The organism is Patescibacteria group bacterium, assembly GCA_041653535.1.
Classification (GTDB): Bacteria; Patescibacteriota; Patescibacteriia; order JACRDY01; family JACRDY01; genus JBAZFH01.
This window is the reverse complement of sequence record JBAZFH010000001.1, coordinates 316,711-332,720: the sequence shown is the minus strand read 5'-3', so window position 1 is coordinate 332,720 and position 16,010 is coordinate 316,711. Positions and strand designations below refer to the sequence as shown.

At 39.1% G+C, this 16,010-nt stretch carries 17 protein-coding genes; 9 read left to right on the top strand and 8 right to left on the bottom strand.

What is annotated here, in order from left to right; translation table 11 throughout:
* Positions 1 to 10 precede the first annotated feature (10 nt).
* The 6 genes from WC310_01670 to fmt are packed head-to-tail and all read left to right on the top strand — an operon-like array spanning position 11 to position 6,031.
* Positions 11 to 1,435 carry a hypothetical protein gene (locus tag WC310_01670; protein ID MFA5358513.1) on the top strand — a complete coding sequence of 475 codons (1,425 nt, stop codon included), beginning with the start codon at positions 11 to 13 and terminating at the stop codon, positions 1,433 to 1,435.
* 15 nt (positions 1,436 to 1,450) lie between these two features.
* Positions 1,451 to 2,242, top strand: coding sequence for an AmmeMemoRadiSam system protein B (gene amrB, locus WC310_01665; GenBank protein MFA5358512.1), 792 nt, complete (start codon positions 1,451 to 1,453; stop codon positions 2,240 to 2,242).
* Positions 2,243 to 2,256: 14 nt separating this feature from the next.
* Positions 2,257 to 2,775, top strand: coding sequence for an AmmeMemoRadiSam system protein A (amrA, locus tag WC310_01660; protein MFA5358511.1), 519 nt, complete (start codon positions 2,257 to 2,259; stop codon positions 2,773 to 2,775).
* 30 nt (positions 2,776 to 2,805) lie between these two features.
* Entirely contained in the window at positions 2,806 to 4,677 is a 1,872-nt protein-coding gene (gene priA / locus WC310_01655) for a primosomal protein N' (protein MFA5358510.1), read from the top strand.
* Positions 4,678 to 4,684: 7 nt separating this feature from the next.
* Positions 4,685 to 5,149: a peptide deformylase gene (def, locus tag WC310_01650; protein MFA5358509.1), complete on the top strand. Its 465-nt coding sequence runs from the start codon at positions 4,685 to 4,687 to the stop codon at positions 5,147 to 5,149.
* Between the two features lie 24 nt (positions 5,150 to 5,173).
* Complete coding sequence (gene fmt / locus WC310_01645; GenBank protein MFA5358508.1) at positions 5,174 to 6,031, top strand: methionyl-tRNA formyltransferase; 858 nt, start codon at positions 5,174 to 5,176, stop codon at positions 6,029 to 6,031.
* Here the strand turns inward: fmt and WC310_01640 are convergent.
* Positions 6,028 to 7,503, bottom strand: a complete 1,476-nt coding sequence (locus WC310_01640) for an O-antigen ligase family protein (GenBank protein MFA5358507.1) — start codon at positions 7,501 to 7,503, stop codon at positions 6,028 to 6,030. The two genes, fmt and WC310_01640, sit on opposite strands and share 4 nt — an antisense overlap.
* Before the next feature lie 76 nt (positions 7,504 to 7,579).
* Here WC310_01640 and WC310_01635 point away from each other — a divergent pair, with 76 nt between their 5' ends.
* Complete coding sequence (locus WC310_01635; GenBank protein ID MFA5358506.1) at positions 7,580 to 7,744, top strand: hypothetical protein; 165 nt, start codon at positions 7,580 to 7,582, stop codon at positions 7,742 to 7,744.
* Positions 7,745 to 7,791: 47 nt separating this feature from the next.
* Here WC310_01635 and WC310_01630 read toward each other — a convergent pair whose 3' ends face one another.
* From WC310_01630 to WC310_01600, 7 genes are all read right to left on the bottom strand, one after another.
* Positions 7,792 to 8,655: a glycosyltransferase family 2 protein gene (locus tag WC310_01630; protein ID MFA5358505.1), complete on the bottom strand. Its 864-nt coding sequence runs from the start codon at positions 8,653 to 8,655 to the stop codon at positions 7,792 to 7,794.
* Positions 8,652 to 9,353 (bottom strand): dolichyl-phosphate beta-glucosyltransferase, encoded by a 702-nt coding sequence (locus WC310_01625; protein ID MFA5358504.1) that lies wholly within the window; start codon positions 9,351 to 9,353, stop codon positions 8,652 to 8,654. Before WC310_01625 ends, WC310_01630 begins: the two co-directional genes overlap by 4 nt.
* Before the next feature lie 41 nt (positions 9,354 to 9,394).
* Positions 9,395 to 10,594: a glycosyltransferase gene (locus WC310_01620; protein ID MFA5358503.1), complete on the bottom strand. Its 1,200-nt coding sequence runs from the start codon at positions 10,592 to 10,594 to the stop codon at positions 9,395 to 9,397.
* 63 nt (positions 10,595 to 10,657) lie between these two features.
* The gene (locus WC310_01615; GenBank protein ID MFA5358502.1) at positions 10,658 to 11,764 is read right to left on the bottom strand and encodes a glycosyltransferase family 4 protein; all 1,107 of its coding nucleotides are present in this window, start codon (positions 11,762 to 11,764) and stop codon (positions 10,658 to 10,660) included.
* 87 nt (positions 11,765 to 11,851) lie between these two features.
* Positions 11,852 to 13,300, bottom strand: a complete 1,449-nt coding sequence (locus WC310_01610; GenBank protein ID MFA5358501.1) for a flippase — start codon at positions 13,298 to 13,300, stop codon at positions 11,852 to 11,854.
* 210 nt (positions 13,301 to 13,510) lie between these two features.
* Entirely contained in the window at positions 13,511 to 13,780 is a 270-nt protein-coding gene (locus WC310_01605) for a DUF5654 family protein (protein MFA5358500.1), read from the bottom strand.
* 11 nt (positions 13,781 to 13,791) lie between these two features.
* Positions 13,792 to 14,736 carry a hypothetical protein gene (locus WC310_01600; protein ID MFA5358499.1) on the bottom strand — a complete coding sequence of 315 codons (945 nt, stop codon included), beginning with the start codon at positions 14,734 to 14,736 and terminating at the stop codon, positions 13,792 to 13,794.
* 96 nt (positions 14,737 to 14,832) lie between these two features.
* On the opposite strand from WC310_01600, the gene WC310_01595 reads away from it, so the two are divergent.
* Positions 14,833 to 15,096, top strand: coding sequence for a hypothetical protein (locus WC310_01595; protein MFA5358498.1), 264 nt, complete (start codon positions 14,833 to 14,835; stop codon positions 15,094 to 15,096).
* A 5-nt stretch (positions 15,097 to 15,101) separates the two neighbouring features.
* Positions 15,102 to 15,995, top strand: a complete 894-nt coding sequence (locus WC310_01590; GenBank protein MFA5358497.1) for a hypothetical protein — start codon at positions 15,102 to 15,104, stop codon at positions 15,993 to 15,995.
* The last annotated feature ends 15 nt before the right edge of the window (positions 15,996 to 16,010 follow it).

Here is a 16,010-nt window from a genome sequence, read left to right as displayed (position 1 = left end):
AAATAAAATTATGATAAACAAAATAAGCAAATTTTTCACAATCGGTTGTTTTTTTAGTCTACTAGCCATACCAGCTATCGCCGCCGACTTTGACCCAAATTTTATTATTTCCGATACTGACATCTTAGCTAAAGATTCAATGAATTTAGCCGACATTCAACAATTTCTTTCCAACCAACCGGGGACATTAAGTACTTACACCTGTATTTCCGAAGGTAAAGATAAGGAAGGCAACCAAATCAACGTGCGACAAATTACGGCGGCTGAGGCTTACAATGAAGTTTCTCAGCGCTGGGGTATTTCTCCGAAATTTCTTCTTGCCCTCACTCAGCGCGAACAAAGCCTGATCACTATGACCAATCCGACGCAAAAACGCTACGATTGGGCAACCGGCTATGCTATCTGCGACAATTGCTCAATGGACGATCCGGCGCTCCAACGCTGGAAAGGTTTTTATAAACAAATTAACAGTGCCGCGGCACAATTTGAATATTATTTGAATAACCCGCAGGAATTCAGCTACCAAGCTGGCAAAACCAGCATCATCGACGACACAACTGTTACTCCGGTCAATATCGGCACCGCCGCTCTATACAACTACACTCCGCATTTGCGTGGAAATAAAAATTTTTTCAACATTTGGACCAGTTGGTTTGGACCGACATCTGCCGAAGAAGTGGCGGAAAAAGAATATCCCTATCCCGACGGTTCGTTGGTCAAAACCGCTGACAGCCCGGATGTTTGGTATATTCAGTATCACACCAGAAGATTGATAAAATCAAAAATAGCCCTGATTACTCGTTTTGACGAAAGTAAAATACTGTTAATCAGTAAAACTGATTTGGATATCTACCCAACTGGATGGCCGATACAACTTGCCAACTACTCGCTGGTTCGTAGTCCAAGTAAACAAATATTCTTAATCGTCGACGATGAAAAACGACCGATTCTTTCTTCCGAAGTTTTTAAAGCTATCGGTTGGAACCCAGAAGAAGTGGAAGATGCCAGTGAAGCGGATTTACAAAACTTTTTTCTCGGCGAACCAATCAGTGAAAAAAGTATTTATCCGCAAGGAGTGTTGGCGCAAGATAAAACCAGCGGCGGCATTTATTTTGTCAAAGATGGTATGAAATATGCTATCTGGTCCAAAGAAGTAATGCAGATTAATTATCCCGGAAAAACCCTAATAAAGCTTTTCACTAAGGAACTTGCCAATTATACGACTGGCGATCCGGTCAGATTAAAAGATGGCACGCTGGTCAAAGCCAATGAATATCCAGAAATTTATGTCATTTCCAACGGACAAAGACGTTGGATTCCCGATGAAGACACTTTTATCGGACTGGGTTATCAATGGACAAACGTAATTAGTATCCCCTACAAAGCCCTTGATTTACACCCGTTAGGAGAAATGCTTACGCTTAAGAAAAAATAGTTAAAAAAATATTTTATGTCTCTAGTTTTTGCCGGCATTTCGCCGCATCCGCCAATACTTATTCCCAATATAGGCAAGGAATATTTGCAAAAAATCGACAACACGGTTAAAGCACTGACACAAATGGAACAGGATTTGTACGCCAGTAAACCTGATGTGATAGTCATTATTTCGCCTCACGGGGTAGTGCTGCTCGATGCTTTCTTGATTAATCTTTGTGATAAATACGAAATTAATTTTAACGATTTTGGCGACCTGATCACCAAGCTAGAGCTTCGTCCCAATCTAAAATTTATTGAAGACCTAAGGACGTTAACCGACAAACAAACGCCTTTAACAGTTACCTCCGAACCTAAACTGGATCACGGCGCTGGTGTACCACTATATTACTTGACCCAACATTTAAAAGATATCTCCATAGTACCGCTTAGCTATTGTTTGCTTGATTACGCCGCTCATGTCCGCTTTGGCGAAATTCTGAAAGACCAAATATTTGAAACCAACGAACGAGTAGCAATTATTGCTTCCGGCGACCTGTCCCATCGCCTAACCAAAGACGCTCCGGCGGGCTATAATCCTAAAGGAAAAGAATTTGACAAAAAACTCATCGAGCTGCTAAAAAATCGTGACGTAGAAGGTATCCTAAAACTCGATCCGCAAACGATTGAAGACGCTGGGGAATGCGGACTGCGTTCTATCTTAATCCTGCTGGGAGTAATAAAAAATATGAACTATCAAACCGACATATTAAGCTACGAAGGACCTTTCGGCGTCGGTTATCTAGTGGCGAATTTCCGCTTCAAATAATAATAAATACGGCTATGCATCCCTATGTTAAATTAGCCAAAGAAACCGTGGAGCAAAATTTGTTATTCGGTCGAAAATATCCTGACTTTAAAGAAGACGAATTGCCGCCTGAAACTCTTACGCAAAAAGGCGGCGTTTTTGTTACTCTTTATCAGGGCGACGAACTACGCGGCTGCATTGGCACTATACTGGCTACGCAAAAAAATTTGGCACAAGAAATAATTGCTAATTCTATTTCGGCCGCTACCGCCGATTATCGCTTTTCCCCGATCACTAAAAAAGAACTGCCAACCATAAAATATGAAGTTAGTATTCTGAGTAAACCCGAACAGATAGATTCGCCAGCCAAACTCAACCCCGAAAAATACGGCGTAATAGTCGAATCTGGACGCAAGAAAGGGTTGCTATTACCCGATTTAGAAGATGTCGATACCATCGATGATCAGATTTATATTGCTGCACGCAAAGGCGGTATTAATCTAAGTAAAGACAAAATCACTCTTTACCGCTTTACTACCACCAAATACAAATAAACAAAAATTTTAAAATTTCTGCATAAATTAATGTTCGCCCAAATCATACCGGCAGTTCGCCTGCCTAGAAAATTAACTGTTTTTACTTACGCCATCCCTGAAGAATTGATTGGTAAGATTAAAGTTGGTCAAATTATTAGCACTACCTTTCGCGGCAAAAAAATTCAAGGTGTGGTAAAAGCTACTACTGATAAAATAAACTTTCCTGCCAAAAACCTTAAACCGTTAACCAAAATTCTTTATCCCGAACCGCTCTTTAGCTCCCAACAGCTGGTATTGGCAGAATGGCTGGCCAAATATTATGTCACTTCGCTTGGATTAGTGGTTAAATCAATGATTCCCATTATCCCGCAAAAAAAGATGCCGAGCCGCAAGAATAAAGATATTGTCTGGCAAGATTTTACAGCCAAAGAAATAAAAATAGACAGGCTAGATAAAACAAATATTTTGATACCAACAACCGCAAAATATCAAAACGATTTTATCTACTCACTAATAAAAAATACAAAAAAACAAACCCTGATTTTGGTACCGGAAACCGAAGACCTGACTAGTCTGGGCAGATTTATCCCAAATCAGTTGCGAGAAAAAATTGTTGTTTTTTCCGGAAAGCAAAGCAAAAACGAAGAGTTGCTCGCCTGGAAAGAAACCGCTAGTGGTCAAAAGAAAATAATTATTGGTACCCGTCAAGCAGTGTTTGCTCCTTTAGCTGATCTAGAAACAATTATTGTCATTGATGAACCAAATAGCAGCTTCAAACAATGGGACCAAAACCCCCGTTATGATGCTAGAACCACCGCAACGGAACTTGCCAAAATTCATGACGCTAATATCATTTTTGTCTCCCCTGCTCCACGGTTAGAAATCGTTGGCAAAATAAAAAATATTATCAAAGAAAATCCCAACCAAATAGGTATTCCTATTCTCAACCTAAAAGACGAAGCCCATCACGGTAATTATTCCTTAGTTTCCGAACGTCTAGCCCAAAAAATAATCGAAGCAAAATCGGCGGGACAAAAAACCGTGCTTTATATCAATCGTCGCGGTCTTCATCGATCTGTTACTTGTTCTGACTGCGGTTATGTTTTTAATTGCCCTCATTGCCTGCTTCCGCTACCTTTTCATACTGGTGGCAAACTCAAGTGTCACCATTGCGACTGGCAGCAAGACGTTCCATTATCTTGCCCCAACTGTCGTGGCGTTAACTTTCGTTTTCCCGGCAGCGGCGGACAGCTAATAGAAAAAGATCTAGCCAAAATCTGGCCCGGTTGCCGCGTTTTGCGTCTCGATGCCGATGTTGATTTGCAAAAAATTACTAGCGAACAGATCGATTCGGCCGACATTTACCTGGGAACCAATTTTCTTTTCAAAAAAATAGACTGGCAAAAAATCGACCTAGTGGCAATACTTTCGCTGGACAATATGTTGCACTTACCGGGATTCCGTTCCGGAGAAAGACTATGGCAAACACTCAAAGAAATCGAGCTGTTTGCTACCGGATCACAAACCGACAAAATTTATCTACAAACATTTAACTCAGAAAATCGCATCATTAGAGATTTTGTTGGTAAAAACAACGACGATTTTTACACCCGAGAGATAGAGGCCAGATCCGACTTAGGTTATCCGCCTTTTGGTCAGTTAATAAAACTAATATATCAATCTTCCAATCCAAAAAAGGCAGAATTTCAGGCAAATACACTTTTTCGAGAATTGACAAAAAAACAAGAAAAAGATAAAATAGCCGCTCAAATCAGCGAACCGCAAACCGTTTTTACCAGCCGCGTGCGCGGTCGCTGGCGTTATGTTATTATTATAAAAACCAAAATCAACATTGACGGTCTACTACAAATAGTCCCCGACGACTGGATTATCGATGTTGACCCTGAAGATTTAATATAAATTTTATATGGAAATAATTACTATACCTGACTCTCGTTTGCGTAAAAAATCAAAAAAAATAAATCCTGAACAAATTGCCGACAAAAAATTTCAGCAGTTTATTTTGGATTTGGCAAAAACAATGAAAGTCGATAACGGTGTTGGCATCGCTGCTCCGCAGGTTGGCGAAAATATCAGAGTAATTATCATAGACACTGAAAACGGTCCGACCGCCTATATCAACCCCAAAATCATTTGGAAATCTTTTCGCAAAGAAATCGGCGAAGAAGGCTGCCTTTCGGTTCCCGGAATATGGGGTTTAGTCAAAAGATCCAGATCAGTAATAGTTACTTGCCTAGATAAAAACGGCGTAAAAAAAAGAATCCGCGCCAAAAACCTCTTTGCCCGAGTTTTTCAGCACGAAATCGACCATCTCAACGCCATTCTTTTTACCGACAGGATGACTAAAGAAACTTCCAAAAAAATCAACTAATTTTTCACTGCCGCCATAACCATTATGTTCCAACCTCAAAATACAAAAATAGTATTCCTTGGTACGCCAAACTTTGCCGTACCTTCTTTGATTAAACTGGCTAAAGCCGGATATAATATTATTGGCGTCGTTACTCAAGAAGACAAACCAATGGGACGCAAACAAATCATTACTCCGCCACCAATAAAAATCGAAGCGCAAAAACTTGGACTGCGCATTTATCAGTTTGCCAAAATTGATGAAGCGGCGACTGAAGAAATAAAAAAACTTTCACCAGACTTAATAATCGTTGTAGCTTATGGTCAGATATTACCTCAGGCTTTTCTTGATATACCTAAATACGGCTGTCTCAATATTCACCCTTCCCTACTACCCAAATACCGGGGCGCTTCACCAATCCAACATGCAATTTTAAACGGCGACAGGCAAACTGGCGTTACTATCATGCTTCTCGACGCCAAAATGGATCATGGTCCGATTATTGCCCAAGAAAAATTTGAAATAATCGAGGATGATGATTCGGAAAGCCTGAGTAACCATCTCGCTTGCGAAGGAGCAGAAATGCTAACCAAAATACTGCCCGATTATCTGGAAGGTAAAATTCAGCTTTGGCAGCAAGATCATGACGAAGCGACTTTTACCAAAATGATAAAAAACGAAACAGCTAAAATCGACTGGCAAAAAACTCCGACAGAAATTGAGCGCTGTATCCGCGCTTTCTTCCCTTGGCCCGGAGCTTGGACTGATATTACGGGTAAAAAAGTAAAAATTTTAAAAGCCCACCTGGAAAACGGCGAGCTTGCCCTTGACAAAGTTCAGGTCGAGGGAAAGGCTTCGATGAGTTATCAAGACTATCTACGCGGCAATAAACCGCTTCTCTAATTGTCTTTTTTCCCAAAACTGGAAAGTAAAACAATATAGCCGATACCCAGCGGATGATTTAGATATGGCGAAAACATATGCACTACCAAAAGCACCACCAACCCCAAAATCAACCCAATTCGTAATTCGCCTGTCTCGCCGAAGTTCGCCACAGCGAACGAAGGCGGATAATTCGTAATTCGTAATTGTTCTATCACCTTCCATATCAGTAAAAGATAAACGATTAGTCCAAACAATCCAATCTTAAGTAAAATATCAAGATAGCCCCATTCGAAAGTAAATGTCGTGTACCAACCGTCGGGGTTATTTTTTAATATCCGCGGGTCGCGTGTTTGATAAGTTACTGCCGTGCCATAGCCAGAGCCAAGTACTGGATGCTTAGCCACTTCTAATGATAAAGGTTTTAGTTGATTGACTCGACTGATCCCAGCTGCCTCCGAAGTGTCGGTCAGCCGTTTACTAATCAAATCCCCCGACCCGCTACCAGCCACCAACCAGACAAACAAAACCTCAAGTGCTAATATAAAAATAAATATCGCGCCAAATGCGCAGATTTTTTTTAGCCCGATTTTTTCCTTAAACAAAAATATCAGGAGCATAACACCAAATGCCGCTAGACACCCAAGCCAAAAACTACGAGACAAACTCAAAACAACTGTCAAGCTAGAGAAAACAAACGTTAAAGCTAACAACAAGTTTATTTTTTTTGACTCTAAATATTTTCTTGTCGTTAAGTAAAAAAACAATGGCGCACCTATAGCGGCGTAGATTTGGCTTTGCAAAAATACTCGCCAAAGATTGCCACCAGCAAAAGTTATTTCACCGATACGAAAATCACGCAACCAACCATAAAGCGAATCAACAAATGAAAAGTTCTGCGTAAAACAAATAAAAGCAAAAACACTAAGTAAACAATTGACGCCGATCACTCCAGCCATAATACTCAAAATTTTTGACCCGTCTTTGGCAGTAAGGACATCAAAAAACGGTAAAAAGTAAAAGAAAAATAGCCAGCCATTAACATCAAAAAAAACATTGGCAAGCCCGTTTCCTCGAAGATAACCCCAGAGCGCTCCCCAAAAAATTACCAGGATCAAAACTGCATAATATTTAAAAAATTTACTTCCAAAAATCTTGCCGTAATTTTCCAGTTTTCTTTTTCTGGCTAACTCAAACAACACCTTAATCAACCAAACCAGTATTATCACTGCAAAAATCCCGATTCGCAACGAAAGATCAAAACCGCTAATTTTTATACCAAAAAGGTGACCCATGGATCCAATCATTATCTCAGTTAGGGCAATATATACGCCAAATTTTAGCCGATACAAGGAAGCGAGTAGCACTGCTGTTAAAATCGAGACAAAGGCAACGCTACCAAATATTGGCAAAAAATAAGAAAGAAAAGAAAGCGCTAATACTAACATTAACGCCCCAAATATTAAAAAAAATGCTTTTTTATCCAGAACCATATTGACTTATTTATTAAAACGTGATTAAATACTGCCATCACCTTTTTACAACCATCAAAATAAGAGGGGGCAAATTATGGTTATTGGGATTATCCTTTTGGCGGTCGCAGGCAGTTTCTTTGCTTACAGGTATGGCCACAAAGAAGGCTACTACAGTGGCTATCGTGACGGAGAAGTGGCCGCATCAAACAGGGTTTACAGCGCCTCCATCGAAAATGGTGCCACGATGGTCGGAAAATGACAAATCCGCACAAAAGCAGCCGTCTCGATTAATTGAGACGGCTTTTTTTATAATTGATTATTTCTTTTTTTAATTTTAAACAGTTGTACTAAAAAAGCCAAAGCTAAACTAATATAAGTAAGCGGCAATAAAAATAAATAGCTCCCCCACCCGACATTTTTGCGAAAATAATAACGCATACTCTTGACTAGTATTTTTTGTTTAGGCAAAGCTAGATGAAAGGCAAAGCTTTGACTCTTAAGATGAACGATCTCCGCTATCGGCGTATAAACTATTCGCCATCCAGCGTCACGCACTCTTTTACAATAATCAACATCTTCAAACCACGACCAAATGTTTTTATCCAGCGCGCCGACTTGGTCAATCACCTTTTTGCGAACAAGCATAAAGGCTCCCATCACCTGTTCAACGTCTTGCTGCTGTTCATAGTCAAAATCTAGCCACAAATATTTTTTGATCAGTTTTGGAAAAAAATTATGCATCTTAGTCAGTATTACCGCCTGATCCCAAACTGTCGGCAGTCGTCTGACTTGCAATTGCGTTGTTTTATCAGGATTTAATATTTTGCAGCTAGCAATACCGACATCCTGGTTATCTTGCATAAAACCAACCATTTTATCCAGACAATCATCGATAATTTCAGTATCAGAATTTAAAAGCAAAACAAATTCCCCGCTGGCAGTGGCGATTCCCTGATTGTTGGCAAAAACATAGCCGGTATTTTCTTCGTTCTCGATTAGCCGTACCTGCCTAAACTCGGATTTAATCATCTCAACGCTGCCATCAGTCGATCCGTTATCAATCACTATCAATTCAAAATCTAAATTTTTAGTATTATCAAAAATCGACCGCAAACATTTGCGGGTCAGTTCTTTGGTGTTCCAATTAGCAATAATAATCGACAGTTTCATATTACTTTGTATTTGCCTAGCAAGTCATTTACTTTAACTTTCAAAACTTCGCCCAAAGTTCTAAGGTACCCGCTAAACGTCACTTTCGAATCCGGGTCATTAACCCAAACCACACCCATTTCTTTTATTTTATAACCATACTTTTTGGCAATTAATAGCAGCTCAAAATCAAACCCCCAACGATCAACGGTTTGTTTTTCAAACACCCCCAAAGTTTTACGTGAAAATAACTTAAAACCACATTGTGTGTCTTCTATCTTTAGACCAAGAGCAAAACGAATAAACCAGTTCCCGGCTTGCCCGGCAAAAATTTTAGGTAGCGACTGCGCTTGCCTGATAGTCGCATCATCTGCCGTACGCGAGCCAATAATAATGTCATGACTAGCAAAATACTGCTCAGCTTTATTTAGCTCCTCAATCGGCGTTGACAGATCGGCATCCAAAAATAATACCCAATTTCCACTGCTGGCAAGCGCTCCTCTTTTTACGCTGTAACCCTTGCCCCTATTTTTTTCGTTTTGTAAAACCTTGGCACCGGTCGTTTTCGCCAATCCAGCTGTTTGATCTTGCGAACCATCGTCAACGATAATAATTTCGTATTGCCAATTTTTACTTTTCAAAAAATTATCAACTTCTCTAATGGTTGAGACGATATCTCTGCTTTCATTATAACACGGGATAACAACTGAAATATCCATATTCCACTTCCTAGTTACTAGCCGCTAACTGCTAGCTGCTATTATTTTAACTTCTCAAATAAATATTTAGTCATCAGCTGCACCCGACCATACCACGAATCATCAGCTACCACCTCTACCCTGGTTTTACGCAAATAATCACCGTCTTCACGCAAGGCTAAATTTATTTTTTGATTAAATTCCTCTGAAGTATTGGCGATATACAAAATGTTACGAAAAGTCTCGATACCAGCTACCGAAGTCGTAACAATCGGCAAACCGCAAGCAGAATATTCGTAAAGTTTCATCGGATTCATTGATCTTGTAAAATCATTTATCTTATGCGGAATTATTGCTACGTCAAAACAGTGCAAATATTTTGGCAACTCTTGATAAGGAACAAAAGGAATCAAATAAACGTTGTCATAACCCTTGAAATTATCAACTAAAACCTTTTTTCGTTTTTTCCAGATACCAGCGCCGATGAGCACGATCGATTTGTCTGGATTATTTTTGGCAATATTTTTTACCAGATCGAGATCAACCCGATCCTCGATTACACCGTGATAACCAATAATAGGATGCTTGATATTTTTTAGCTCGTCCGGCGTATCATATTTAATACTTGGTGCGGCAAAATGTTCCATATCAATACCATTTGGCACCCAGTAGCAATCCTTGTCACCGGCAAAAAGTTGTTTCTGCAAATACTCTGAAACGGAAAAAATTAGATCGGCGTCTTGACGAATAACCTGGTAGCCGACTTTGATGTCACTATGATATTTTTTAAAAGCCGGATGTTCTAACCAATTATCCACTGCGTCAAAAACAAAAGCCTTGCGATCAATCTTATTTCTACCAACGTCTTCCAAAATATCAGTGAACAGCGGATTATAAGACCAAAAAACAACATTGGTCAGTTTCAAAACCTTAATAATCCGGCGGATCTCACGTACCACCGTTCGATGGGAATAAATCGAATCAATCGTTGAATAAATATAAAGTTTATTATTTACTCGATGACAGGCGCTGGTAAAATCGCCGTAAATTATTTCCAAATCTTTCATTGGCCAAATTACGTTTTCCCAATAAACTTTAGCCACCTTCTTCCAGTTAAACGGCAAAAAATCTACCGAAACAATTTTGTCAATCCGCTCGTCTTTTTGTAAAGATTGCAAAACATGATAATTACGATTCACCCGTCCCTTCTGCCAATCCGTGTAATGGGACATGGAAAACATAATAATGTTAATTTTTTCCATAACATTTCGAGACAAAAAATAAAGACCTCTGTAGCAATATTTTTTTAATTTTTTATTCTTAAATTATTTTAAAATCCCCTCTAGCTTTTTTATTTCTATATCCCAACTAAAATCCCTTTTTGCTCGTTCTTTACCTTGTTTGCCAAGCCTTTCTGCTAACTCTTGGTTGGTCATCAACTCAAGTATCGCCCCCGCAACATCCTCAACACTTTCCGGATTAACGACTAGTCCGGTTTGACCGTCAATCACTGCCTCGGCTTGTCCACCAGACCGCCCCGCAATCACCGGTTTAGCAAAAAGAGCTGCCTCCAAAAATACCATGCCAAAACCCTCAAAATCACCTCCGACTCCCCCTCTAGCCACCATAATAAACGCATTACAAGCCCTATAATAGGTCGATAAGTCGTGATCAGCTATATAACCTGCTAAAACCACGTTTTGACCCAAATTTAAGCGTTTTATTAATTCTACCAAATTAGCCTTATTTTCACCATCGCCCACGACAAGATAGACCAAATTCGGCACTATTTTTAACACCTGAGGCAATGCTCTAATAACCGTATCATGACCCTTACGCGCCACCAGTCGTCCTACACTAAGCAATACTTTATTACCATCAAATCCTATCTCCTGTCTCCTGTCTCCTGTCTCTTGTCTCTCCACCGGACATGGAACTATTTTTACCAATTTCCTTTCTTCTACTCCCAATCGCACAATCAACCCCTTGGTGAATTCGCTATTAAAAGTAACTTGATTGGCATTTTTCAAAACAATTACACCCAAAGATTTTTTTATCGACCCATGATGCAAAATATTTGCCACATCCATACCGTGCGTATTAACGATGTACGGTATTTTTAAAATCTTACTAACAATCATTACTGCCGTCCCCACTGGTAACGGTTGCGCCGCCCAAAACATCTGTATTTTTTCTCTCCTTGCTATCTTATAAATATGCCAAATCATCGGCAACCATTGCGGCCAAAACCGACCTAAAATATTCCGCCGATAAATCCTAAATTTAAATTTGTTATCTTCGTTTTTATTTACTCGCGACGCTAGTACCACCAAGTCTTGATAAGGCAAACGAACACAAAGCTGCTCTAGATAATTAGCAACACCGCCGGTGCTCGGCAAAAAATCAATTGTGACTAATAATGTTTTTTTCATAGAATTGGGTAATTAGGAGGATAGGAGGTTATGAGGTTGAGTATAATAGAGTCTCCTATCCTCCTGTCATCATGCCCTCCTATCCTCCTACTTTCTAAACGACCCGACCAAATCCCACGCTTCTGTCCAGTTTATTCCTTTTAATAAAATCAACACAATAAGGTAAACCACCCCGCCAATCGGAACTAAAAATAAAAAATTCATCATTGGTTTTAAAAATATTATTACCACCGTCATACAGACGCAAGCAACCAAAACTTTAAAAAAACCTTTAATCAAAAATATTTTGTTATATCTAATAATCCCTCCAACATAAAACATTCCTAGTACAAACAAAGTGATTGTCCCGACTAATGCAGCAATAGCCGCACCGACATAAGCCCATGCGCCCATAAACGGAATCAAAATAATATTAAAAATGACATTAATAAGCATGGTAATACCCATATTAATCGTATTCTGGGTCTGTTTATTGCAAGCATTGAGTAAAGCGCCAATGGGAAAACTAAGAAAGTTAAACACCAGGCAAATAATCAAAATTTTGAGCGCTCCAGTAGTGGGTGCAAACTGTGTACCGTACATTTTAACAATAAATTCATTAGCTAAAACAAAAACGCCGAAAGTTATCGGCATAGAAATTAATAATAAATAATGCATTGATTTTTCGAAAACTCTGGCTAATTGCGTTTTGTCAACTATAAAATAATTAGCCATGGCCGGAAAAAGTGCCGCTGACATTGCCATTGGTATAAACTGCAAAGCAAAAGTTATTTTGTAGCCAGCCGAATACCAACCCACCGCTTCGTCTCCTGACAATGTCGAAAGTAGCACCGAGTCAATATAGCCATAAACTCGGGCAAAAATACCAGCAATAGCAAAAGGAATGGCTATTTTAAATATAACTTTTAATAACGCCTTGTTCACCCTTGGCGTTGGCAAAAAATTAAACTTTTTAAAAACCAAAACAGCGGAATAAAAAAAGTTAAAAGCGCTGCCGGCTAGTATTGAACCAACCAAAAAATGCAGAGGTAGATGTAATAACAATGATGTTGCGCCACAGCTGACAATAATAAACTGTCCTATCGTCATCCCGATAGCTTCGTATTTCAAAGACTGTTGCGCCCGAAACGCGGCGTAAAAACTGAGGTAAAAAGAATCCAAAATCATGATCAACCCCGAAATATACACCAGTTGTCGTGACAACAGATCCTTATCTATAAGATTAACCGCAACCACCACGGCAATATAAGTTAAGCTCGCCAGTATCGTTTTAATTCCGATAATATTACCAAGATAATCCTTGATCTTGTTTTGATCCTTAGCTCCCTCACGAGTTAACACCGAAGACAACCCCAAATCAATCAAAATTCCGAAAATCGAAGTGAATGACAATGCAAAAACATATTTACCGATATCAGCAACACCAACCATCCTGGCAATTAAAACAAAATACAGAAAGGCTAGTATTTTCTGTACAATATAAGCCACCGTCAAATAAGTGGTATTTTTGGCAATTCGGACTGGTTGCGGTGTCATAAGATAATATTATTATAGCTTAATCCCCTGATATTTTAAAGGTTGACCGTCGACCAAGAATATTTGATAAATAAACAACAAGAATATTCCTCTTCACGTACTTAACCTCCTAATTGGCTTGGCAAACAAGAGTTTGCCATTTTTGATTTTTAAAAAAATGACGCACGAGAGTGCGTCAAGCCAAAAAAATCAATTCTTGTCTCTCATCTCCTAATTCTTTTCCCCTGTCTCTTTATTTAAAAACCTCGATAGATATATAGTCACCACCACCACGACCAACGTAATCGCTACAGCATAAACTAGCTTTAACACTATCCCCGATTGACTGACCGGAAAAAAATACTCAATCAGACTTTTGATCGCTTCGTTCCAGGCAAGGCCGGCCACAAAGGCAAAAGCCGAAACAATATAAGTTAACAAAGTTTTTCGCGCCTCGGCGCGTAGATTCTCTCCTTGCTTTTTTAGATTTTCTAAAGGCATAATTATTATTTTTATTTTTCACCAAATTTTTCCACCAATATTTCACGCATTCGTGCCAAAGATTCTTCAAACTTTTCTAGATTCTTCGTTACCTCCGGATCGATCCGCTGACCAGCCAAAAATCTTTGTTGCTCTTCCAAAGAATTCAGAAGCTTATTAAAAATTCCGATTTCTACTTTAGTTGGTTTTTCATCTAGATTATAACTCATACCATTAAGAAGTCCGTACAGCTCATCAGTATTAAGAGAAATGAAAAATAAAGGAATATTACCAATTCCCTTTTTCACCAATTTTTGTTTACCGTCATCACCTTTTTCAAAAGTAATTCCGTATTTAACTTTACATCCGCCATGTTTAGCCACTTTAACTATTTTTTCTTCCTTTTCTGCCCGACGGTCACCTTTACCAGCATCATGCACTTCATCAAAAGTACAAACCACGTCGCCAGTAGCTCGATCAACGATTACATTATCAACACGATTGGCATAGTCGTCGTAAGTCGAGGCGCGCATGACTAAAAACTTGCTACCAATAATTTTGTAAAAAATAGCGGTGATGGCTTTTTCTAGTTGCATACTAACATGCTGCTCTTTATTTTCTATCCATTGTGCCACTATTTCCTCGGTTGTATTACAACCGTATTTTTGGGCATAAAATTTGGCAACGTTGGAATCTTCCGCTTCACTCCACTCGAGCTGTTTGGCTTTAACAAAACGTTTGTCAGTTTTAACATCATCGACACGGCTGTAAGGACCGCCGCTAGCTACAGCAAAACAATCCGGACTAATCGAACAAGTCTGGTCAACTATCGGTCCTTTTTGCTTGTCGTCCAAAAAAGGCGCAAAGTCGCTATTTAGCCGGCTGGCTATAACACCAAGCATTTGATCCATGGCCTCTCCCCGCTTTTCCGGTTTTTTGACTGGAGCGGAAGGAGGAAATTCTGCGAGTTTAAACATACACATATAGCTTAACATAGATACGTCTATCGTCAATCATTTGACACTGACCCTTTATCCGAGTAAATTAAAAACAGATAATCAACAAAATAAAATATGCAAAAAGTAGAATTTTACAAACTACAAAACGACGGCTCCCAAGCGACTATTCTAACTTGCTTTTTTGACGGTCAAAAAACCACTTTTTCAGGAGACGAATCTTTGGTAGAAAGCTTAAAAAAAGAAGGAATTTTTGACTACTCAGATCCAGGTAATAGAAACAAAAAACTTTTTCCCAGTGATGGCTCAAAATTTCTCGAACAGCTTCAATACAATTTCAAGTCAGGATACCTCAACGCCTCTAACATAATGAATGATTAAAATATATGGCAATACCAGACTGGATGGCCTTTTCGCCAAAACCACCAGAAAAAGAACACGCTACCATAGAGCCATGCCCTAAACCAAGCCAAAAAACAGACAGGACTCCACAAGAAGTAAATCTAGAAAGTGGAGAAATTTTTAAGCAAAAAGAACTCAACGGCGGATGTAATGAAGCATACATTATTGACATTAAGGGAGATGGCAAAGGCGTTTTTAAACCAAAAAAAGGAGAAATAAATCTAAGTAGACTGGTTGAACGCGGAACTTATTATAAACGCGAAAGAGCGGCATACTTAGTTAATAAATTTATCGACCTGGGACTAGTTCCTTCAACAATTATAAGAAATATTGATAACGAGATTGGTAGTGTACAAGAATTTATACCAGACGCCGAGGCGGGCCATCAAGCGATACACAATACAATAGGATCCAGCCAATGGTCAAAATGCAAAAAACAAATGTTAGAAATGTGGCTTTTAGACTATTTAATATGGAACGGCGACAGACATGGCAATAATTTTCTGATTGATACAAACAATTCCGTTGTAGCCATAGACAACGGACTATCTTTTTCTCCGGATAGTCCAATATTTTATTCATTTAATTTGCAGTTTGACGTTGACGAAATACCCGTTGCCATAAAAACTCTAAAAAAAATACTTGCTATAACTCCGCGTGAGATTGAGCTGCTACAGGGTTTACTTATGGAATTACTTAGTAAAAAAGAAGTAGCGGCTTTTATTTATCGCCTAGAACATCTGCGACAGTTCTTTTCAGGGCAAGAATCTGCGGACGATAAAAAAATAGCAAAACAATGGAACAAACTGAATCTCACCTATGACGATAATTCTCAGGGGATTAACGCTAATAATCAAAAACCAAAATTTAATCTTTAATAAAAACAAAAAACC